The following is a 20,981-nucleotide window of genomic DNA, read 5'->3' on the forward strand; positions in this document are numbered from 1 at the left end:
AAACCTATCTTCTCTTCTCGTCACGCATGTCGAACGCGACCTTGACGGCGCCACGCCGTCCGGCGGCGGCTGCGTGCTCGATGGCGTCGCTGTAGCGGTCGAGGGGGTAGGTGGCGGTTACGAGCCGCTCGAGACCCGCCGCGTCGACCAGCTCCATGGAGAGATCGAAGCTGTGGCGCCCGCCGGCGGCAGGCTCGGGCCCGTACGCGTAGGCGCCGACAAGGCGGACTTCGCGCTGCCAGAGCCCTGTGAGGTCTACGTCGACGTGCCCGGGCATGCCGATCATCACAACGGTCCCGCCGGGCGCGACGACCGCCAAGGATTCGGACAAAGACTGCGCGCTTCCGACGCAGTCGAACACGACAGGTGCGCCCGCGGTGAGTTGTCCGTTGTCGAGCAGCCATCCGCCGGTGGACCTCCGTACCGCACGTCTGAGCGCGTCGGGCTCGACGACGGTCGCGGCCCCGAGCTCCGATGCGAGCCGGCGTTGCTCGGGGTGCTTCGCGACCGAGATCAACGACACGATGTCGGGACGCAACCGGCGCACGGCGGCGATGGTCGCCAGGCCGAGAGTTCCGGCACCGATCACCACAGCGGTCGTCTCGTCGCCGGCGGGGGCACTGAGCGCACCGTGTACCGCGCAGGCGACCGGCTCCACCATCACGGCCGCCTGGTCGGACCAGTCAACCGGGACGTCGTGCAGCTGCAACGTGTGGGCGACCATCGCTAGGGACCAGCCCCCGCCCGTGTCGGCGCAGTACCCGCTCTGCAGGCCCGGGCTCAGGTGCCCGGTGGTGAGGCGCTCGCAGTGATTCGTCCGGCCCGCCGCGCACTGGGCGCAGCGGGGCTCTATCGCGCGTATCGCGCAGTGCAGCACCGGTTCGACGACCACCCGCCGGCCGTCCTCCGTGTCGGCGACGATCTCGTGGCCGGGCACGAACGGAAAGCTCACGATCGGCTCGAACCACCGCGACGAACGACCGTCCACCGTCGCCAGATCGCTCCCGCATATCCCAGACAACCGCGGCCGAACCACCTCCCAGCCTGTGCCCGGCAGCTCGGGCGTCTCCGTGTCGACCAGCCGCAGCGGGCCGACACGTCCACCACCGCCTGAGCGCCACTCCGAGACAGCACGAGCGGCGGCGAAACGCGCGACCGAGCGTTCCATCTGCAGCGCTTTCATGCGCGTGGCCCGATGGGCAGGAGCGGTCGCGGGCCTTGCGGAGCCTTCGGCCAATGCTCGACGTGCCAACCGCGCTTGCGGGCGATGGCCGCCAGCTTCGTCTCGGGGTTCACCGCGACGGGATGTCCGGCCGCCTCGAGCATCGGAAGGTCGCTCGCGGAGTCGGCGTACGCGACGCTCTCCTCGAGGTCGAGGCTGTTGGCTTGCGCGTAGTCGGCCATTATCAGCGCCCGCGCCTCGCCGGTCGGCGGGGCTTCGAGAAGCTCACCCGTGAAGCGCCCGTTCCTCCTGCCGAGGCTTGCGCAGACCACCTCGTCGAAGAGAGGCCGGAGCGGTTCGATTACGACGTCGAGCGCACCTGTGATCAGGAGCGTCTTGTGACCGAGCGCGCGGTGCTCGCGCACCCGCCGGATGCCGGCCGGGAAGGACTTCGTGAGGATCAGGTCGCTGAAGAGCTCCCACCCGTCGCGTTGGAGGCGGTCGACTGGGGCGCCCTCGTAGCGTCGGTAGAAGTAGCGGAGGAAATCCCCGCGGTCGGTACGGTCCAGCGCCAGCAGCTTCGGCGCCTCCCGCAGTGTCTTGATCACGAACCGGGCGCGGTCCGCGTCGTCTTGGTGGCGGGTTGCGAGCCACGAGTACGAGTCGACAACGTTGGACGCGATGAGAGTGTTCTCCAGGTCGAACACCGCGAGCTGCCGCTCGGGGGAGAGCACCGCCTTTCGCCCGCGCTCCTCGCGGGTCATGCCGGTCGACCCCTTGCCGGTCTTCGCTCTGGTCGCCGTTCCCTGTTTGGGTGCCTGGCGGACGCGGGCGTGCGCCACGACCGAGGGGAGGTAGACGTCGCGACAGAAGTGCGGCCAGTCGATGACGGCCGGGTCGAAGCAGAACTCCTCGCGGTCGTCAGCGGGCAGGCTTGCGTACAGGTCGAGCAGCCGGTCAACCGAGAAGATCGCCTCGGTCTCGGTGTACGCCCCGTACAGCTCTACATAGGAGAGCGCGCGTTCCGCCTCCTCTCTCCGCTCTTCCAGCCGCGCGCTCAGCTCCGCCTGCCTGCCCCGCAGGGGCAGCGCCTGGAGGGTGCGCTCAGCGCGGTCGAGCACCTGCGTGGCGCGCTCGAGCTGGTGCTGCACCCGCCGGCGGCCGGGAAACGACCACTCGGGCACCATGATGGGCTGGTCCTGGCTGTCGGCGAGCGGGTTCTCGAGGAACCAGGTCCGCACGAGGTCGACCAGTTGGCGGTAGCGCAATGGGTTGCGCGCGCCCGACGCGGAGTGGAACACGTCCGGCTCGTCGAGCGGACCTCTCGCTGCGACCGCCACGATCGAAGCGACGACGAGATCGACGGGGATCACGTCGATGATGCCCTCGGGCACCCCGGGGAACTCCTTGAGCAGTCCCTTCGCGTACGAGATGATCACCGGGTCCGCCATGCGGAACCCCCGGATCCACCCCGGTACCGGTTCGGCGAGCGACGACTCGATGATCGAGGGGCGCACGATGGTCACCGGCAGCGCGCCTCGCGTGTCGAGCAGCGCCCGTTCGCCCAACGACTTCGTGTAGGCGTAGGCGTCTGGCCAGCCGAGACCCTGTGCACGCGCCTTGCCGAACTCGACCATGCGGTCCTTGACCCATTCCTCGCGTAGCCTCTCGGCCTTTCCCGCCAGCAGCGGGCTACCGGCCGCTCCGAGCTCGCCGCGCGCTCGCCTCTTGAAGCTCGCGAGCATCTTGGGGTCGCGGCTTTCGCTGTCCGCGTCGGCCCTCGCCCGCCGTGCTGCATCGACCTCCGGTCTCCACGCGACCTCCGCGGACCAGGGTGTGTCCGGGAGAGTCGCTTCGGGCGCTGGCCCGCGGCGGCTTCCGGCGACGTAAGCGGTCGACACGGCGATGAGGTGGGGAAGCTCACCGCCGCCCGGATGCAGCTCGTTGAGCGTTGAGGCGACGCGCACCGGGCCGAGAAGGTTGATCTCGACGGCGGCGTCGAGAGGGGAGTCGAAGCTCACGGTCGCGGCTGAATGGATCACGGTCTGGCACGAGCGCAGCACGTCACGCCCGGCGTCGTCGAGACCGAGGCCGTCCACTCCGACGTCACCTGCCATCACGTGGACGCGACGTTCCATCTCCGTGTCGAAGCGGTCACCGAGCTCGGAGCGCAGCCGGTCGAAGCAGTTGTTGCGCAGGATCTCGCGCCGCACCCGGTCGGACGCACCCCGACGTCCGGGACGCACGAGCAGCGCCACCTCGCACTCCGGAACTGCGCGAAGAAGCCTCTCGGCCAGGGCGGTGCCCAGGAACCCAGTAGCGCCGGTGATGGCTATCCGCCGGCCGGCGAGGGCCTCACGCAGCATCCTGTGTGTCTACCATCTGGGAGTCTGGCATCCCGGGCTATGGGCTCTCAGCGAGTGCGGTCATCGAGTCTGTGACCGCCGAGACTCCCAGTTGGTGACGCGATGAGTGCCCTTCGGGCTCAGGCGATGCTCCGTTTGGCGCTGAACATCGCCCGGTCCGCCTGGCTCACTACCGCCTCGGGATCGTCGTACGGCCCCGCGAAGCACACCCCGAGGCTCGCCGTGACGTGGAATGTCCCTATATCCGGAATCGTGATCGGCTCGGCGATGGCCTCGCGGATGCGGGCGGCGATGGCGTGGGCTTCCTCTGCGGAGGGGAGATCCTCGCAGAGCACGAGGAACTCGTCTCCGCCCGTGTACGGCCGGGCCGGGGTGTCGGAAGGCCGCACCGCTCCGCGTATGCGGTCGGCGACGACCACGATCGCGCGGTCACCGACGGAATGGTCGTACTCGTCGTTGATCGACTTGAAGCCGTTCAGGTCGAGGAACAGGACCGCGATGTGCCGGCCGCTTCGCACGGCTCGCGCCTGAGCTTGCACCAGGCGGTCGACGAACATCGACCGCAGTGGAAGGCGGGTGAGCGGATCGCGGTTCGCCTGGTCCTTGAGCCGGTCGTACGCGACGCGCAGTTGAGCTTCGCTCTCTGCCAGCGCGCGCTTGCTCTCCACGACGTCCCTCTGGGCGTCCATGCGTTCTGTCTGCGCCGCGCCCAGCACAAGCCCGCACAGGGCGAGGACGGCGATGAAGACCTCCAGGTATTCGACCTTTCCAGGAGAGAGCGACTCGACGTGGGCGGCCACGGTCACCGCGGTCGTGGCGACGGCGACGCCAATCGAGGTTCCGGCGATGCCGCGTCGGAGCGCGAGCCACCCGATGGGTATCAACATCGGGTAATACGTCCGGCCACCCTGCGCGAAGGCAAGGATTGCGAGACCCGTGAAGGCGCCGGCCTGCGCGAGGTACTCGGCCAAGGGAACCAGCCAGCGCGAAGTGCCGGTGCTCGCACGGTCGCTTCGTCCCGTGCGTTCCCGGAGCCACCATCCGCCGAGGATGACGAGCGGAGCCGTGGCGAGAGCGCTGGCGGCGCTCGAGGCGAAGGTCTCGGCGAAGGCGCTCCCGAAGTTGTTGTAGTGCAGGTAGCCCGTCGCTTCAGCGAGCGGCAGGGCGAAGATGACCGCCAATGCCGTTCCGCCGGCGATGCAGACTGCCAATAGGACCGCGTCTGACAACCTGCGCAACGAGGGTCTGATGCGCAACTTGCGCGCAGTCACCGCGGCGAAGCCGTAGCCGGTGATCACCGCCGCAACCACCTCGAGGACCAATGGCCAAGCGGCGCCGCTGTGGCCGAGCGGCGATGCGGTGAGCGCGAGCAGCGCGGCGATGAGGATCGGGGCCGACCGCAGCCCGTACAGGAAGAGGACTCCGAACACGATGCCGAGGGTGGGCGTCCAGATCGACTGGCCCGCGTGGGAGGTGAAGTTTCTGGCGATGGCGGCAGCCGGGACGAGCAGGATCACGAAAAGCGCGAGGTACCACAGTCGCGGCTTCGTCTCTGCCGAGGACGAACGGATCCGCGCGTCGGCGACGACAGTGATCCCGCCACCATCGATCGCTGGTTCACCGCCCGGCCTGGCCGGTGCGGACGCGACGCGCACTTGGTCCCCTTTCGTCATCGGGGTCTTTTGCCCCTCAAGCTCTCCGCAGCTCAACCATACAACGCCGGCAAACCACTGTGGGCGATGGTCTTACCGCTTTGCGCGCTTCGCCTTTGGGGGGGTGTAGCGGCGATTCGGTGTGGGCGCCTTGGGGCGATTCGAGCTGTCGTCTTCATCCTTTTTCGACCGCTTCCGGCGCGCGGATCGCGCGGGAGGTCTTGTGGATCCGCCCGCCTTGGCCTGCGCGATTGCGGCTTTTCGCTGTCGTTGCGTCAAGAGCAGCGCGTACACCAGCGGGAAGACGATCGCTATGACGTGCATCGATTGCACCGAATTGGGTCCACGCGGAAAAGTCACGAAAAATGCCGCGATGACAGCCGCGAATGGTGCAATGAAGCGGTTGCGCGTTCTTAGTATCGGCAGCAAGGCAACCGCCGCGATCAGCCCAATGATCTGGAGTGTCGTTTGGGGGTGGGTTGGAGCGCCGGTTCCGTGGCGGATCAAGAAGTTCGCGATCGCGACCGCGATGAGGATGGCGGCCACGACGTGGCCGTAGAGGAACTCGTTGCCCTGCATGGTGCTCGGCTTCGCCTGTGGCGAGGTGCCCGCCCCGTTGGTCGCCGTGGAGCTGCTGCCGTCGCTCAAGCCTGCTCCTCGCTGCCGCTGTGCCCGTCGCCGGGCTGGCGTTCAACGCCGGGAGGTTTGGTCCGGTGGTCACCGGAGTTGCCCGGCAGCAGCCATGGCCGGACATTGACCACGCTCTGCTTGGGGCGCCCGTATTCGAAGTCCGCTTCGACGGGCAGATCCTGCGGCGGCTCTCCGGAGGTCTCCATGACCACGCTCGGCTCGTCCCTCTTGGGTTCGAAGACCTGTTGCAGCCCGAGGGCGAACCCGGTCAGGATCGCGCCGGTTGCGCTTCGCCGGCGCCAGGCCTCGACCTTGCTGGGAAGAGCCGTGTGCGGTTCGCCGTCCTCCTCGTCGGCGGGGAACTCGTAGAACTCGTCTTCGCCGCCCAACTCGTCCAGCGGGTCCAGCGGCTCCAGCGGCTCCAGCGGGTCCGGCGGGTCCAGCGGGTCGCCGGAGTCGCCGTTGTCTCCGTTGCCGGTACCCGTCTCGTCCACCCCGCCAGGCTACCGCTGCGCCCAGCGCTCCAAAGAAGGTTCGCAGCATCGCCTCACTCGGCCTATCCGCCCTTTTTTTTGCGGGACAGAGCCGTCGTCTGATGACGGATCCGTCCCGCAAAACGGATCCGTCCCGCAAAAAGCGCGGCTGGGCGCGGCCACCCAGTCGAGCGAACCGCTCTACGCCTGGGGCAGCGGCGCCGGCAGGAGGGTGGCGCCGGCGAGGAAACGGTCCACCGCCGCGGCTGCGGAGCGGCCCTCGGCGATCGCCCAGACGATCAGGCTCTGACCTCTGCCGGCGTCGCCGCACACGAACACACCAGGGACGTCGGTCTCGTAAGACGGCGACCGTGCGATGGTCCCCCGTGACGTCGTCGACGCTCCGAACGCTGACGCGAGCGCCGGCTCCGGACCCGCGAATCCGAGCGCCAGCAGCACCAGTTCGCACTCCAGCTCGAACTCGGTGCCCTCGATCGGGTCGAAACGAGGCCGCCCGTCGACCTCCGACATCTCGACCTCGCATGCGCGCAACCCGCGGATCGCCCCCGAGCCGTCGTCGATGAACTCGAGCGTGTTGACCGCGAACACCCTCTCGCCGCCCTCCTCGTGTGCGGACGAGGTGCGGAAGATCAGCGGCCAGGTCGGCCAGGGCGTGGATGGGTCGCGCAGGTCGGGAGGGCGGGGCATGATCTCGAACTGGTGGATCGACTTGGCGCCCTGGCGGTGCGCCGTGCCGAGGCAGTCCGCCCCCGTGTCGCCGCCGCCGATGATCACGACCCGCTTGCCCGTGGCGGTGATCGGAGTGGCGGACGCCGGGTCAGGCGCGTTGACTGCGCGGTTCGCCGGCGGGAGGTATTCCATCGCGTGGTGGACGCCGCGAAGCTCGCGACCGGGGATCTGCAGATCGCGCGGCACGGTGGCTCCGACAGCAATGACGACCGTGTCGTGCAACGACCGGACGTCCGCGGCCGACACACAACCCGGTCCTGTCTCCGGACCTACGGATACGCCGGTCACGAAAGCGGTTCCTTCCGCCTCCATCTGCTCGAGCCGGCGGTCGAGGAACCGCTTCTCCATCTTGAACTCGGGGATCCCGTAGCGAAGCAAGCCGCCTGGGCGGTCGTCGCGCTCGTACACGGTTACTGAGTGGCCGGCCCTCGTGAGCTGCTGCGCGGCGGCCAGACCCGCCGGCCCGGAGCCGATCACCGCCACCCGTTTGCCCGTCTGCTTCTCGGGCACGACCGGCTGGACCCAGCCCTCGTCCCAGGCCCGGTCGATGATGGTCACCTCGACCTGTTTGATCGTCACCGGATCGGAGTTGATCCCCAGCACGCAAGCCGCTTCGCAGGGCGCCGGGCAGAGCCGTCCGGTGAATTCGGGGAAGTTGTTCGTGGCGTGGAGTCTCTCGATGGCCGAGCGCCACTGGTCGCGGTAGACGAGGTCGTTCCAGTCGGGGATGAGGTTGCCGAGCGGGCAGCCGTCGTTGCAGAACGGTATGCCGCAGTCCATGCAGCGGCTCGCCTGGGTCTGCAGGCGCTCCGTCGGGAACGGCTCGTACACCTCCTTCCAGTCGCGCAGACGCACGGGTACGGGCCGCCGCTGGGGGAGTTCCCTTCCCGCTTCGAGGAAACCGGTGGGCTTACCCATGAGCGGCCGCCATCACTGCGTCGTCGACGGGTACTCCCGACTCCCGCGCGGCGCGCATTGCGTCGAGCACCCGCTTGTAGTCGCGGGGCATCACCTTTACGAACTCCGAAGCCGTCCGCGGCCAGCCCGCCAGTACCCGGGCGCCGACGGCCGAGCCGGTTTCGTCCACGTGGCGTCGCAGGACGTCGGCGAGCCACTCGACATCCTCGTCGTCGCAGTCCTCGAGGTCGACCATCTCGCCGTTGACGTTCGCTCCGAACGCACCGCGGGGATCCCACACGAAGGCGACGCCTCCGGACATGCCCGCGCCGAAGTTCCTGCCGGTCGGTCCGAGCACGACCACCCTGCCTCCGGTCATGTACTCGCAGCCGTGGTCGCCGACCCCCTCGACCACCGCGGTCGCTCCCGAGTTGCGTACGCAGAAGCGCTCGCCGACGACACCGCGGATGAACGCCTCGCCGGCAGTCGCGCCGTACAGGATCACGTTGCCGGCGATGATCTGCTCCTCGGCCACGAAGCCTGGCGGCGCTTTCGGCGACGGCCGGACCACCAGGCGCCCGCCCGAGAGGCCCTTGCCCAGGTAGTCGTTGGCGTCGCCTTCCAGTCGCAGGGTGACGCCTCTGGGCACGAACGCCCCGAAGCTCTGGCCCGCCGATCCTGTGAAGGAGAGATCGATCGTTCCGTCAGGGAGGCCAGCGCCGCCGTAGCGGCGCGAGATCTCCGCGCCGAGCAAGGTGCCGGTGGTGCGGTTCACGTTGCGGATCGGCATTTTCAACACGACTGGCCGGGCGTCGTCGAGCGCCGGCCGGCACGCCTCGATCAGCTCGCGGTCGAGGACCCGGTCGAGACCGTGGTCCTGCGAGCTCACGCAGTGGCGGGCGGCATTCGGATCGACCGCCGGCACCTCGAGTATCGGCGACAGGTCCAGGCCGCGAGCCTTCCAGTGGTCGACCGCCTGTTCGATGTCGATCAGCTCCGGGTGCCCGATGACCTCGTCGAGCGAACGGAAGCCCGTCGAGGCGAGGAGTTCCCTCACCTCCTCGGCGATGTATTCGAAGAAGGTCACGACGAACTCGGGGCGGCCGGTGAAGCGCTTGCGCAGCTCCGGGTTCTGGGTCGCAATACCGACGGGGCACGTGTCGAGATGGCAGACGCGCATCATGATGCAACCGCTCACGACCAGCGGAGCGGTTGCGAACCCGTACTCCTCGGCGCCGAGCAGCGCGGCGATCACTACGTCCCGCCCGGTCTTCAGCTGACCGTCCACCTGCACGACGATGCGGTCGCGCAGCTTGTTGAGCATGAGAGTCTGCTGGGTCTCGGCGAGACCGAGTTCCCAGGGAGCGCCGGCGTGCTTGATCGAGGTCAGGGGAGACGCGCCCGTGCCCCCGTCGTGACCGGAGATGAGCACCACGTCGGCGTGCGCCTTCGACACGCCCGCGGCGACGGTACCGACCCCGACCTCGGCGACGAGCTTGACGTGGATGCGGGCGGCGTCGTTGGCGTTCTTCAGGTCGAAGATCAGCTGCGCCAGGTCCTCGATGGAATAGATGTCGTGGTGCGGCGGGGGAGAGATGAGGCCGACGCCTGGCGTCGAGTAACGGGTCCGGGCGATCCACGGGTACACCTTGTGCCCGGGAAGCTGGCCGCCCTCGCCCGGCTTGGCTCCCTGGGCCATCTTGATCTGGATGTCGTCGGAGTTGACCAGGTACTCGCTGGTGACGCCGAAGCGGCCCGACGCCACCTGCTTGATGGCGCTCCTGCGAAGATCCCCGTTCGGGTCGGGCGTGAAGCGGTCGGCGTCCTCGCCGCCCTCGCCGGTGTTCGAGCGTCCTCCGATCCTGTTCATCGCGATGGCGAGCGTCTCGTGGGCTTCGGCAGAGATGGACCCGTAGGACATGGCGCCGGTGTTGAAGCGCGACACGATCGACGAGACGGGCTCGACCTCGTCGATCGGGACGGGGGTCCGGCCCAGCTCCTCGGCCGACTTCACGCGGAACAGCCCGCGCAGAGTCCCGAGATGGGCGGCCTGGTCGTCGACGGCCTTGGTGTACTGCTTGAAGATGTCGTAGCGCTGCGTGCGGGTCGAGTGCTGCAGCTTGTGGACTGTCGTCGGGTTGAACAGGTGGTACTCGCCTTCACGTCGCCACTGGTACTCGCCTCCGACCTCGAGGTCGCGGTGGGCGAGCTCCGTCGGCCGGTCCGGCCACGCCTTGGCGTGCCGCGCGAGAACCTCCCTTGCGATCTCGTCGAGCCCGATCCCGCCGATGCGGCTGACAGTCCCGGTGAAGTAGCGGTCGACGAGCTCACGCGACAGCCCGATCGCTTCGAATACCTGCGCGCCGGTGTAGGAAGCGACGGTGGAGATGCCCATCTTGGACATCACCTTGAGGATGCCCTTGCCGCAGGCACGCACGTAGTTGCGCGCGGCCTGGCGCGGCGTGACGCCGGCCAGCACCCCGTCCCCGATCAGCTCGGTGATCGAGTCGAACGCGAGGTAGGGGTTGATGGCTGCCGCCCCGTAACCCAGGAGGAGGGCCATGTGGTGGATCTCGCGGGCCTCTCCCGTCTCGACGACGAGACCCACGCGGGTGCGTGTCTTTTCCTGGATCAGATGGTGATGCACCGCGCTCACCAGCAGAAGCGCCGGGATCGGCGCGAGCTCGGCCGAACTGTGCCTGTCGGACAGGACGATCACCTTCGCTCCGCCGTCGATCGCCTCGCTCACGCGGGCGCAGATTTCGTCGAGCGCTTCCCTCATCGCCTCCCCCGGTGACTCCGAGCCGACGGGGAACAGGCCGTCGATCGCAAACGACCTCCACCCGGGCTGCGTCCCGTCCTCGTTGATATAGAGCAGCTTCGCGAGCTCCTCATTGGTGAGGATCGGCTGGGGCATCACGATCTGGTTGCAGCTGTCGGGCTCCGGCGCCAGCAGGTTGCGCTCCGGCCCGATCGTGCTGCCGATGGAGGTCACCAACTCCTCGCGGATGGCGTCGAGCGGCGGGTTGGTGACCTGCGCGAACAGTTGCTGGAAGTAGTCGTAGAGGACCCGCGGCCGGTCCGAGAGAACCGCTATGGGCGTGTCGGTGCCCATCGACCCGATCGGCTCGTACCCGGTCTTGGCCATCGGCGCAAGGAGCACCTTGAGCTCCTCCGTCGTGTAGCCGAACAGGCGCTGGTGTGTCACGACCGACGCATGCTGCGGCGTCAGCGTGAAGCGAAGAGCCAGGTCGTCGAAGTGGATCTGCTTCTCGGCGAGCCAGTCGCCGTAGGGGTGCTCTGCTGCGAGCGCCGCCTTGATCTCGTCGTCGGCGACGATCCTCCCCTTGGAGGTGTCGACGAGGAACATCCGCCCCGGTTGCAGCCGGCCCCTCTGCACCACCTTCGACGGCTCGATGTCCAGCACCCCGACTTCTGATGCCATGACCACGAGGCCGTCGTCGGTAACCCAGTAACGGGAGGGGCGAAGCCCGTTGCGGTCCAGCACCGCGCCGATCACGGTGCCGTCGGTGAACGCGATCGACGCCGGCCCGTCCCACGGCTCCATGACCGATGCATGGAATTGGTAGAACGCGCGGCGCGCCGGGCTCATAGTGCGGTGGTTCTCCCACGCTTCGGGGATCATCATCAGCACGGCATGAGGAAGCGACCGGCCGCCGAGGTGCAGCAGCTCCAGCACCTCGTCGAAGCTCGCCGAGTCGCTCGCACCCGACGTGACGATTGGGAACGCCCGCGACAGTTCGCCGGGGAACAGGTCCGACTCGAGGAGCGCCTCACGGGCGCGCATCCAGTTGCGGTTGCCCTGCAGCGTGTTGATCTCGCCGTTGTGCGCGAGGTAGCGGTACGGGTGCGCGAGCGGCCAGCTCGGGAAGGTGTTCGTCGAGAAGCGGGAATGGACCAGCGCGAGGGCGGAGTCGAGGCGCTCGTCCTCCAAGTCGACGAAGAAGGTCTCGACCTGGGGGGCGGTGAGCATCCCCTTGTAGACGATTGTCCGCCCCGACAACGACGGGAAGTAGGTGCCTTCGACCTCGTGCTCGACCCGCTTGCGCAGGATGAACGCCCGTCGTTCGAGGTCGAGTCCCGTCGCACCGCCGGCCGCAGCGACGAACAGCTGCTTCATCGACGGCATCGCTTCCAGCGCGATGGTGCCGAGCGCGCTCGCGTCGATCGGGACGTCCCGCCAGCCGATGATGGTCATCTCCTCGGACGCGGCGACCTTGCCGATTTCTCTCACGGCCCGCTCGGCTTCGGCCGCCTCCGACGGCAGGAACGCGATCCCGGTGGCGTACGCCCCCGCCTCGGGCAGTTCGAAGCCGACCTGCGTCCGGTAGAAGGCGTCGGGAACCTGGATCAGGATGCCGGCGCCGTCACCCGTGTTGCTCTCGGCTCCCGAGGCTCCCCGGTGCTCGAGGTGGCACAGGCTGGCCAGTCCCTTGCGAATGATTTCGTGGCTTCGCCTGCCGTGCATGTCCACGACGAACGCGACGCCGCACGCGTCGTGCTCGAACTCGGGCCGGTAGAGACCTTTGGGGTGCAGGCGACTAGAAGAGGGCGGCAACGCCATCTGCGTCCTTCCGGGGATCGATGTAACTGGTCCTGGCACGAAGGGACGACGCTGGCCCTTGCTGCGGAACTCAAGAATAGGCGATCGCCGCCGGCCCGGCGAGCCACTTTCGGGGCCCGTCTATGATGACGCGTCCTACCGGGCGCTTAGCTCAGCTGGTTAGAGCGCAGCCTTCACACGGCTGAGGTCGGAGGTTCGAGTCCTCTAGCGCCCACCCGCCCCGGTGCAGGTCAGGCCCCATATCGGCCCCGGGCCGGGAACGGTCAAGCTCCGGGTCGTGCGCGATCCGTGCGCGAAGGACCGAAAAACGCGCCGACCTTCTCGGCTGCCAGCCGGTCCGCCTCGACGGTCGCCCGGGCGTAGATCCCGAGCGTCACCTGAGGCGACGAATGGCCCAGCCGGGTCTGAGCGGTCTTGATGTCGACGCCCTGGGCGACAAGTGCCGTGGCAGCCATCGAGCGCAGGTCGTGGAACTTCAACCCGACCAACCCCGCCTTCTTGGTCGCCCTGGCCCACATGCGCCGGCGCCAGTTCGTGTAATCGAGCGGTCCGCCGTCTCGGTCCACGAACACCAGGGACTCGCTGTCCGCCGCGGTCAACCCACGACGGGCGATCACCGCCGCGAGATCCTCGGCGAGCCATGTCGGTACTGCCAGTGACCGGCGCCCGGCTGTCGACTTCGGAGGCCCGAGCCGCCCGTCGCGACGCAGTTGGGCTGTCACCTTCACAACACCGGCCGGGAGGACAACGGTACCGACCGTCAGGCCAGCCACCTCAGCCCACCTGAGCCCGCCGACAGCCCCGAGCCACATGAACGCCGCCTGGTCGGGCCCCAACGTCTCTGCGAGCCGCTGAAGCTGCTCTACGGCCAGGACGGGACGGTCGACCAGTTCGACCTTCGGCAGACGGATCGCCCGGCAAGGGGTCCGGGTGATGATGTCAGACGCCTCAGCCCAGGAGAACGCCGCGCGGATGGCCGAATACTGGCGTCCGACCGTCGAGGCCGCCTTGGTCTCTGCCCACGTGTCGACTAGAGCCTGAATGTCCTCGCGGCCGATCGTCGCCACGGCTCGCGCCGTCAAGGCATCGGGTAGGTGGTTCTCGATGATCGAGCGATCCCGCTCGAGGCTCGATGACCGCTTCGACGGGTTCGACGCCAACCACCGCTCGAGCATCGCGGCCAGGGTGACCTTTCCGGCACGCGGATCGACCCACCCGCCGCGGCGAATGTCGGTCTCGATGCTCGCGAGCCACGCCGTAGCGTCAGCCTTGGCACCGAAGGTCATCGAGCCGGTATGGCGCTCGCCCTTGTGAAAGTAGGTCGCCTGCCAACGGCCGCTCGGGAGTTTCCTGACAGATCCGAAGTCTCTGCGCCCCATTTCAGTCCTCCTCTGTTATGAAGCCGCGCTTGCGGGCCTCAGCGATCCAGCGGGTCGCGTTCCGGTGTGACGTGAAAAGCTGCTCGTGTACCGCCCTGGTCGGGGCGCCGTAGCGGTTCGCCATGTAGATCGCCGCTGTCTGGCGCAGCAGGGAGTCCGTGATCGGCCGGCGCCGGTAAGGTCCGACCGCGCCGTCCTTGGCGGCTTGCTCCTCCTCGAAGGTCAAGGTCCGTTCCGATGGTCCCGGCGGATGGTCGCTGAGGTGACGGAGACGCATGGCCGCCGCCATGCCGGCGTGGGCGATGATCCGCTCGAAGATCTGCTGCCAGCGTGCCTGCCGCAACCGTGGGGCAAGGATGGCGCCGGCCTCGTCGTCGGGAATCACTGTCAACCGCAGAACGCGGGGAAGTTCGTCGCGGACCCCGACGATTACTTCTAGATGTAGCCCGTCCTCGCCGTAGAGCGCCGTGGCTCGTTTCGGGAAGTGACCACCCGGGAGTGCGACGATCTCGCCGACATCGGGGAGATCGATGAAGTAACGATCGCTCGTATCTGGAGGCATGCCGACAGTATAGACACAGACGAGCGACAATGGCGAACCATTAGCGTCCGCAAGTGTCCAGGACTGGCTAGGGTAAGGATATGGCTTCCTCGACTGCACTCCCCAACGCGACCGGCCGGCGCTACAAGTCCTTCGCCCAAGCGGTCGCGGACAACGACTGGCTGACTGACCGGTGGTTGCGCCGCGCCGTGCAAGAGCGCCGGATTCCCTTCTTCAAGGTCGACGGCAAGCTCGTTTTCGACCAGAGCGAACTCGACGGGTACGTCGAGGCCCACCGCGTGGATGCCCGGCGATGATCGGCCCCCACAACCTGCCCACGAGTGCCGCCGGCCGGCGAAGAGAAGAACCTTGCCCCACACCACGGCGACCCGAGCCACCGGGGAGTGAAAAGGCTGCCCGCGAAAGGCGGGACCTGAGCCCGGAGGAAGAGGTCGTCGCCGAAGCTGAGCTTGCTCTCCTGAGCTATGAGGACCTGGTCCTCAACCTGGTCAACGCGTGGCGGCAAGACCGAATCGACCACCAGAAGTTCCTCGCTGCGATGCGCGCGGTCCTCGACGAGATGGATGGCATATGACCCCGGACAGAGAACAACCCCGGGCGAGAACCGGGGTCGTTCACAGATCAGCGGGTCGGCGGATCGAGGACCAATCTACCACGACCGAACGACTGTTCGGCCGCATTGAGTGGGCCGCGCGGTGGCGTCAAGCGCACCCTTCCGGCCCGCACGCTCCTTTGATCGTCGCCGAGCACGTGTGGCATCGGGCACTCGCTGAGGCGAGCATCTGATGGCGCCGCCGCCGCATGACCTCGAAGCCGAGCGGGCCGTGCTCGGCGCGATGATGCTGTCGCGCGACGCCGTGGCGTCCGCGATGGCGCTGTGCGAGCGGGGCGACTTCTACAAACCGGACCACGGAAACATCTTCGAGACGATCACCCGTCTGCATGGTCGGGGTGATCCGGTGGAGGCGAGGATCGTCTCACACGAACTTGTGCGGGCTGGCGTCCCGGTCCCGCCGGCCGATCTCAACGAACTGGTAGCGGACGCTCCTCCCACGTCGACCACCGCGAAGTTCGCCGGGATCGTCGCGGGGGTCGCTGCGCGACGCCGAGCCGACGCGATCGGATTCGACCTTCGACAAGCCGCCGCCGATGGCGATATCGACGCAGCGATGCTCGACGCGATAGCGCAACTCGACGGGCTGCGCCGCACCGTCGCGGGTATCACGATTCCGCCGACCTTACGAGAGTTTCTGGCAGAGGATCTCACGCGACGCGGCTACCTGATCCCCGACCTGCTCGAGCCGGGAGACCGGGTGATCTTCACCGGCCCGGAGGGCGGCGGAAAGTCGACCCTGCTCCGGCAGATAGCGGTCCTCTGCGCCGGCGGCATCCACCCGTTCACGTTCGAGGCGATGGACCCGATCAGAACCCTGACGGTCGACGCGGAGAACCCGAAGGCCCTGGGTCAGCGCAAGCTCGCCGAGATCCGCGCGTGCATGGCCGGTGACAGCCCGGCCGACGAGAATCTGCTCGTCGAGTTCACGTCCGATATCGACCTGCTCGACGCCAAGTCCGCCGCACGCTTCGAGGCCCTCGTCGACGCAGCGGAGCCGCAACTGCTGGTGCTAGGACCGTCGTACAAGTTGAGCGGTGGCGATCCGAACGAGGAGGCAACCGCGCGGTCCGTCGTTGCCGTCCTGGACCGGCTACGTGCCCGCCACGGCTGCGCTGTCGTGCTCGAGTCGCACACCCCCCACGGGACCGAGGAACGACCCTACGGGGCAAGCCTGTGGCGTAGGTGGCCGGAGTTCGGACTCTTCCTCGCACCAACCGGTGCGTTGCGTCACTGGCGCGGACAGCGCGACGAACGCGACTGGCCTACAGCGCTACAACGCGGAGGCGAGTTTCCGTGGACACCGACCGAGATCCACCGCGACACAACACCGTGGAACGGGCCGACGCATTGCGCGGACGCCATCCTCGAACTGCTCAACGAGACACCGGGTGCCGAATGTTCGGTCAACACACTCACGGACAGTCTCAAGGCGCGCGGCCAGTCCTATCGCAAGAACACCGTCTCCGTTGCCGCCGAGACACTCGTCAACGCCGGTCGGATTCGAGTCCGGAGCGGACCTCGTAACAGTCGCATGTACCGAGCCGAAGGGACCGATAATGACCAAGTCTTCTGACCGGTTCCCACTGGTTCCCACCGGTTCCGCACCACTGGGCACCACTACTGGTTCCCACCGGTTCCCACCACCCTTACAGGGTGGGACCGGAACCAGTGCCGGGATCCAGTCGCAGACCTGCTCGAAGTGCGGGTCGACCCGAGTCCTCCGCGGCCCGTTCCATGACCGCAACTCCATGCGCTGCGCGAACTGCGGTGAGACATGGCGAGGTGATGCCACGTGACCCGACGCGACAGATTCGGTGAAGTCATCGAAGACGACGACAACACCGAGACCAGAACCGAGACCGCACTTCGCTGGATCGCAGCGATACGCAGACAACTACGAGGCGAACCGATGACCACGACCGCACAACGAGAAGCGAGCGACTGATGGGACGCTCACACTCCCACCGCCCAGCAGGAACAACCCGCCGACCGGACATTCCCCACAGAAAGAGGGCGGCGAAAATGATGGGGGTTCGCTGGCCATCACATTGTCCGTGTTGTGCGTCACGCCGCATCCTCACCTACCAAGCCGATGGCTCATGGTGGTGCTGCGCCTGCTCTGCCGACTCGTTCGACGACCCACCCACGACCGTAGGGGGGGACGGCACCGCGACGGGCACGGCAACCGCTCCTGACTGCCAAATCCGTCGTTTCTCTCTCCCCACGATTTCGAAGTCCCGGGACAGCCGGAAGTGTCCCGCGAGCAGGAGGTTTCCGACGTGAAGCGTGACATGTGGGACAAACTCTGTCGAATCTGTTCAATCCCGGCTCCTGCCGACCGTGGGCGGCTCCGGTGACCGGGGGGTGGGCCTCGCGACGGGCTGGGGCGCCGTCTTTGACCGGTCAACCGTCAGCAAAAAGGTTGTGTACGGGTCTGGGGATTCTCGTACGGGTCTGGAGGGGGTCATCTGGGCCCGACCTCTGGCCTCACCAGCAGGGGCGCCGGCGTGTCAGTTAGCGCATCGCTGATCACCAGGGACGAGGAGGTGCTGCTGCCAGCCTGCCTGGCGTCTCTGAAGCCCTTGGTGGACGAGATCGTCGTCTACGACACCGGCTCGACCGATGCGACCATCTCGATCGCCCGGGCCGCCGGCGCAACCGTCATCGCTGGCTTTTGGAATAACGACTTCGCCCGGGCCCGCAACGCTGCCCTCGACGCCTGCCCTACCGATTGGGTCCTCTCGCTGAGCGCCGACGACACAGTCCACGGACACCCACAAGCCCTCAGGGACGCCGTGGAGCGCACCAGTCAATCGGTGCTCGCCCTGCCCCTCAAGCGGGTCGACGGGCCGCCCATTCCGAGCGCGACCCTGCTCCGAAAGAGCGTGTACAGGTGGTCCGGGGCGGTTCACGAGGTGCCGTGGCCGATCGTTGGGGCACCGATCGAACCGCCCGCGATGGTCTCGCAGGTCTTCGTCCGCAAACATCGCACATCGCGCGACGTCGCCAGCCAAGAACGGAACCTGGCGATCGCGGCCAGCGCGGTTGCCCGCGGCGATGTAAGCCCGTTTCCCGGGTGGCCGCACCTCGCCGCGGCGGTCTCGGCCGCCACCCTCGGCCATGTCGAAGATGCTGAGGGTTGGCTCGAAGCGGCCGGGCGCCTCAGTGATCAGTGGGACGCGCGGGCACGGGTATTCGCCAAGGTCGCATCGGACTTCGCCCGCGCCGAGATAGCGAACCGCAGGTGAGCCACCACCCCCGAACACACGTTCGATTACACTCGAGCCCAGGAGTCCGCCGCCCGGCCCCTGGTTTGTCGAAGCAACTTTCCAACTACCGCCCGCGGCGTCTCGCAAACGCCGGAAGCACGGACCGCACCCCGAAGGTGCGACGACGGGGCGACCGTCACCCCACCTGAGGAGATCAGGACGATGGCATCACCGAAATGGAATCAACTACACGCCCGACAGCAGTCGCTCTTAGGCCGCATAGCAGCCTTTCAGGCATACAAGCGGTCGCATGGCGAGTGTGATGAGAAGGCCCTCCGCCAGCACCAGCAGGAGGCAACGCGTATTAGCAACGAGATGGACGCGGAGTCCCGGGCGTGGGAGAAGGCGCACCCTAACCCCCGCCGGTCCGTCACCCGCAACCGCACCGTTCCCGCGGCTGCATCGGCACCTGCACCGGCACCATCCGCACCGGCACCGGTGCGCAGGATGACCCGCCCGGAGTTTCTCGACCGAGCCTCCGGCATCCTCACCGAGGACACGTCCCGCCTGTCATATGGCACGGCGAGAGATCTCGCGCTGATGGACATTGAGAAGAGGGACCTTTCGCCCGCGGCCGCCGACAGGCTCGACGCGCTCGTCCGCAACAGAGACCAGCTCCTCGACGGCAAGCTCGCCGCCAGGTGGATTCTGATAACCGGCTCGCCCGGTTACTTCCAGGCGTGGCGGTCGCTGATGACCGACGTCGTACCTGCGTTCGGTCCGCCGGCGGTCGCCGCGCTTACCGACTACAGAGATTTTCAGGCCTCGCTCGCCCACCGGTCCCGCCAGGACGCGGCCGCAAGGTTCGCCGCCGGAGAACTTCGAGCGATGAGCGAGACCGACGCGGACGGCGGCTACGCGGTGCCGTACTTCCTCGATCCGACGATAATCCCGACCTCGGGCCTCGCCACCTCACAGATCCTGAGCCTGGCGAAGGTCGTCACGACCACCACTAATGCACGGCGCGGTGTGACGGCGGGTTCGACCGGGTTCACGACCAAAGCGGAAGGTGCTGCGGCCGACGAGGACGACCCGACGTTCGCCGCTCCCGGCGCGGACACCATCCCGATCTGGCTGGGGTCCGACTGGTTGCCGTTCTCGGTTGAGTTCGGCATGGATCAGCCGGATTGGGCGACCCACGCCGCGGCAATGTTCGCCGACTCCTACGCCGAGTTCGTGTCGAACCGGGCGGCGGTCGGTTCCGGCTCGAGCGACCCGACCGGAGTCTTTACGCGCATGGCGGGCACGACCACCTCGCCGGCTCATGTCACCGTGACGACCTCCGGCACGTTGGGGGCTGTCGACCTCAGGGCCGCATGGTCGGCGTTGCCGGAGCGATACCGCGTCGACCCGTCGTGCGCGTGGGTGATGAGCCCCAGCGTCGAAGATCGGGTCAGCGCCTTGTCTGCACCTAGCGAGACGGCAGGGCTTGGCCCGCAGGACTTCACCGTCGACCCCAACAGCGGGCAGCGGCGACTGTTCGGAAGGCCGATCTTGTCGGTTTCGGATGCGCCGGCGCTCACCTCGACGACCGGCAACGCGAACTACTGCGTGGTCGGCTCGATGAAGAGGTTCGTCATCGCGAACAGGCTCGGCGGGTTCCAGGTCGAACTCGTTCCGAACGTGCCGGACTTCAGCAACGGCGGCCGCCCCAGCGGTAACCGGGGATTCCTTGCTACCGCGCGCATCGGTTGCGACGTTGTCAACACCGACGCCTTCAGGCTGCTCTCGAACAGCTAGCTGAGAAGGTCACGGTTTGCCGGTGTCGCCTTCTTGGCTGCCAGCGGGCGCAGGCGCCGAAGGGGCGCACCGGCAATCACGGCGTCGGGTCGTGCACGGGCTCAGGCATGGCCCCGTGCGACCTTGGCGCCCCGGTCGGGCCGCGTAGCCGTGTCTCCTTGTCGCGGCTGCGCGCGCCCGACCAAACCTCTTCTTGAAAGGAGATATTGATGGGCGACTTTGTTGGTGACCAGTCGGGTGCGGCAGGTAGGTCCCGTGTCGGCGGGGAGAAGCTCCCGGATTGGTGGGCGCGCCTGTCCCGTCTGAATCCGGCGTTGTCGCCGGATCTGGTGGCGTCGATTCTCGCCGCGGGTGACGGTCCGCCGCCCAACCCTGTTGTCGCGACGCCGGTCCTGCAGTTTCTGGTCGGGTTTTCCAACGGTGCGTTCGATGACCCCGCGGACATCACGACCGTGGCTTCTCCTGCCGGGACGTTGGGCGCGGCGAACGAGTGGACCGACATCACCCCGTGGGTGATGCGCTATTCGATGCGACGCGGCCGTCAGCACGAGCTTTCGCAGTTCGAGGCCGGCACCATCGAACTCGACCTGAACGACGAGGACGGCCGGTTCAACCCGCAACGCACCTCGGGCCCGTACTACGGCCTGCTCAAGATCCGCAAACCGGTGCAGGTCCGCGCTACGTGGGACGGGGTGACCTACAACCGGTTCACCGGGCACGTGAACGCGTGGCCTACGGTGTGGCCGGACACCGTGACGGCGTTCGCGCAGTTGCACGCCACCGACGCGCAGCGGGTCCTGCAGGGCGCGAAGATCACGACCACCGGCTACCCGGTGCAGGTAGTCGCCGATGGCGCGTCGTCGTACTGGCGTTTCGGTGACCCCATCGGGTCCACCCAAG

The 20,981-nt window shown here is 67.6% G+C and carries 16 protein-coding genes and 1 tRNA gene; 8 read left to right on the forward strand and 9 right to left on the reverse strand.

What is annotated here, in order from left to right; genetic code table 11:
* Positions 1 to 4 precede the first annotated feature (4 nt).
* The 7 genes from VNF71_00915 to gltB form a co-directional block, all read right to left on the reverse strand.
* Positions 5 to 1,183 (reverse strand): zinc-binding dehydrogenase, encoded by a 1,179-nt coding sequence (locus tag VNF71_00915; GenBank protein HVA73110.1) that lies wholly within the window; start codon positions 1,181 to 1,183, stop codon positions 5 to 7.
* Positions 1,180 to 3,528 (reverse strand): HAD-IB family phosphatase, encoded by a 2,349-nt coding sequence (locus tag VNF71_00920; protein HVA73111.1) that lies wholly within the window; start codon positions 3,526 to 3,528, stop codon positions 1,180 to 1,182. The genes VNF71_00915 and VNF71_00920 overlap by 4 nt, the downstream gene beginning before the upstream one ends.
* Before the next feature lie 119 nt (positions 3,529 to 3,647).
* Positions 3,648 to 5,183: a diguanylate cyclase gene (locus tag VNF71_00925; GenBank protein ID HVA73112.1), complete on the reverse strand. Its 1,536-nt coding sequence runs from the start codon at positions 5,181 to 5,183 to the stop codon at positions 3,648 to 3,650.
* Positions 5,184 to 5,273: 90 nt separating this feature from the next.
* The gene (locus VNF71_00930) at positions 5,274 to 5,759 is read right to left on the reverse strand and encodes a hypothetical protein (GenBank protein HVA73113.1); all 486 of its coding nucleotides are present in this window, start codon (positions 5,757 to 5,759) and stop codon (positions 5,274 to 5,276) included.
* A 65-nt stretch (positions 5,760 to 5,824) separates the two neighbouring features.
* On the reverse strand, positions 5,825 to 6,304 hold the full coding sequence (locus tag VNF71_00935) for a hypothetical protein (protein ID HVA73114.1): 480 nt from the start codon (positions 6,302 to 6,304) through the stop codon (positions 5,825 to 5,827).
* Positions 6,305 to 6,484: 180 nt separating this feature from the next.
* A complete protein-coding gene (locus VNF71_00940; protein HVA73115.1) occupies positions 6,485 to 7,951 on the reverse strand; it encodes a glutamate synthase subunit beta in 1,467 nt (488 codons plus the stop codon).
* Positions 7,944 to 12,554, reverse strand: coding sequence for a glutamate synthase large subunit (gene gltB / locus VNF71_00945; protein ID HVA73116.1), 4,611 nt, complete (start codon positions 12,552 to 12,554; stop codon positions 7,944 to 7,946). Before gltB ends, VNF71_00940 begins: the two co-directional genes overlap by 8 nt.
* A 101-nt stretch (positions 12,555 to 12,655) precedes the next feature.
* On the opposite strand from gltB, the gene VNF71_00950 reads away from it, so the two are divergent.
* Positions 12,656 to 12,729: transfer RNA gene (locus VNF71_00950), tRNA-Val, on the forward strand.
* A gap of 49 nt (positions 12,730 to 12,778) precedes the next feature.
* On the opposite strand, the gene VNF71_00955 is transcribed toward VNF71_00950, so the two are convergent.
* Both VNF71_00955 and VNF71_00960 read right to left on the reverse strand, forming a co-directional pair.
* The gene (locus VNF71_00955) at positions 12,779 to 13,894 is read right to left on the reverse strand and encodes a site-specific integrase (protein HVA73117.1); all 1,116 of its coding nucleotides are present in this window, start codon (positions 13,892 to 13,894) and stop codon (positions 12,779 to 12,781) included.
* A 1-nt stretch (position 13,895) separates the two neighbouring features.
* Positions 13,896 to 14,456: a hypothetical protein gene (locus VNF71_00960; protein HVA73118.1), complete on the reverse strand. Its 561-nt coding sequence runs from the start codon at positions 14,454 to 14,456 to the stop codon at positions 13,896 to 13,898.
* 80 nt (positions 14,457 to 14,536) lie between these two features.
* Here VNF71_00960 and VNF71_00965 point away from each other — a divergent pair, with 80 nt between their 5' ends.
* From VNF71_00965 to VNF71_00995, 7 genes are all read left to right on the forward strand, one after another.
* Positions 14,537 to 14,752: a hypothetical protein gene (locus VNF71_00965; protein ID HVA73119.1), complete on the forward strand. Its 216-nt coding sequence runs from the start codon at positions 14,537 to 14,539 to the stop codon at positions 14,750 to 14,752.
* Positions 14,749 to 15,030, forward strand: coding sequence for a hypothetical protein (locus VNF71_00970; GenBank protein ID HVA73120.1), 282 nt, complete (start codon positions 14,749 to 14,751; stop codon positions 15,028 to 15,030). Before VNF71_00965 ends, VNF71_00970 begins: the two co-directional genes overlap by 4 nt.
* A gap of 211 nt (positions 15,031 to 15,241) precedes the next feature.
* Positions 15,242 to 16,645: an AAA family ATPase gene (locus VNF71_00975; GenBank protein ID HVA73121.1), complete on the forward strand. Its 1,404-nt coding sequence runs from the start codon at positions 15,242 to 15,244 to the stop codon at positions 16,643 to 16,645.
* A 219-nt stretch (positions 16,646 to 16,864) separates the two neighbouring features.
* Positions 16,865 to 17,017: a hypothetical protein gene (locus VNF71_00980; GenBank protein HVA73122.1), complete on the forward strand. Its 153-nt coding sequence runs from the start codon at positions 16,865 to 16,867 to the stop codon at positions 17,015 to 17,017.
* 562 nt (positions 17,018 to 17,579) lie between these two features.
* The gene (locus VNF71_00985; protein ID HVA73123.1) at positions 17,580 to 18,320 is read left to right on the forward strand and encodes a glycosyltransferase family 2 protein; all 741 of its coding nucleotides are present in this window, start codon (positions 17,580 to 17,582) and stop codon (positions 18,318 to 18,320) included.
* Positions 18,321 to 18,503: 183 nt separating this feature from the next.
* The gene (locus VNF71_00990; protein ID HVA73124.1) at positions 18,504 to 20,081 is read left to right on the forward strand and encodes a phage major capsid protein; all 1,578 of its coding nucleotides are present in this window, start codon (positions 18,504 to 18,506) and stop codon (positions 20,079 to 20,081) included.
* Between the two features lie 209 nt (positions 20,082 to 20,290).
* On the forward strand, positions 20,291 to 20,981 hold a 691-nt coding region (locus VNF71_00995), incomplete at its 3' end, for a hypothetical protein (protein ID HVA73125.1).

It is taken from the genome of Acidimicrobiales bacterium, from assembly GCA_035533095.1.
In the GTDB taxonomy this organism is placed as follows: domain Bacteria; phylum Actinomycetota; class Acidimicrobiia; order Acidimicrobiales; family Palsa-688; genus DATLUM01.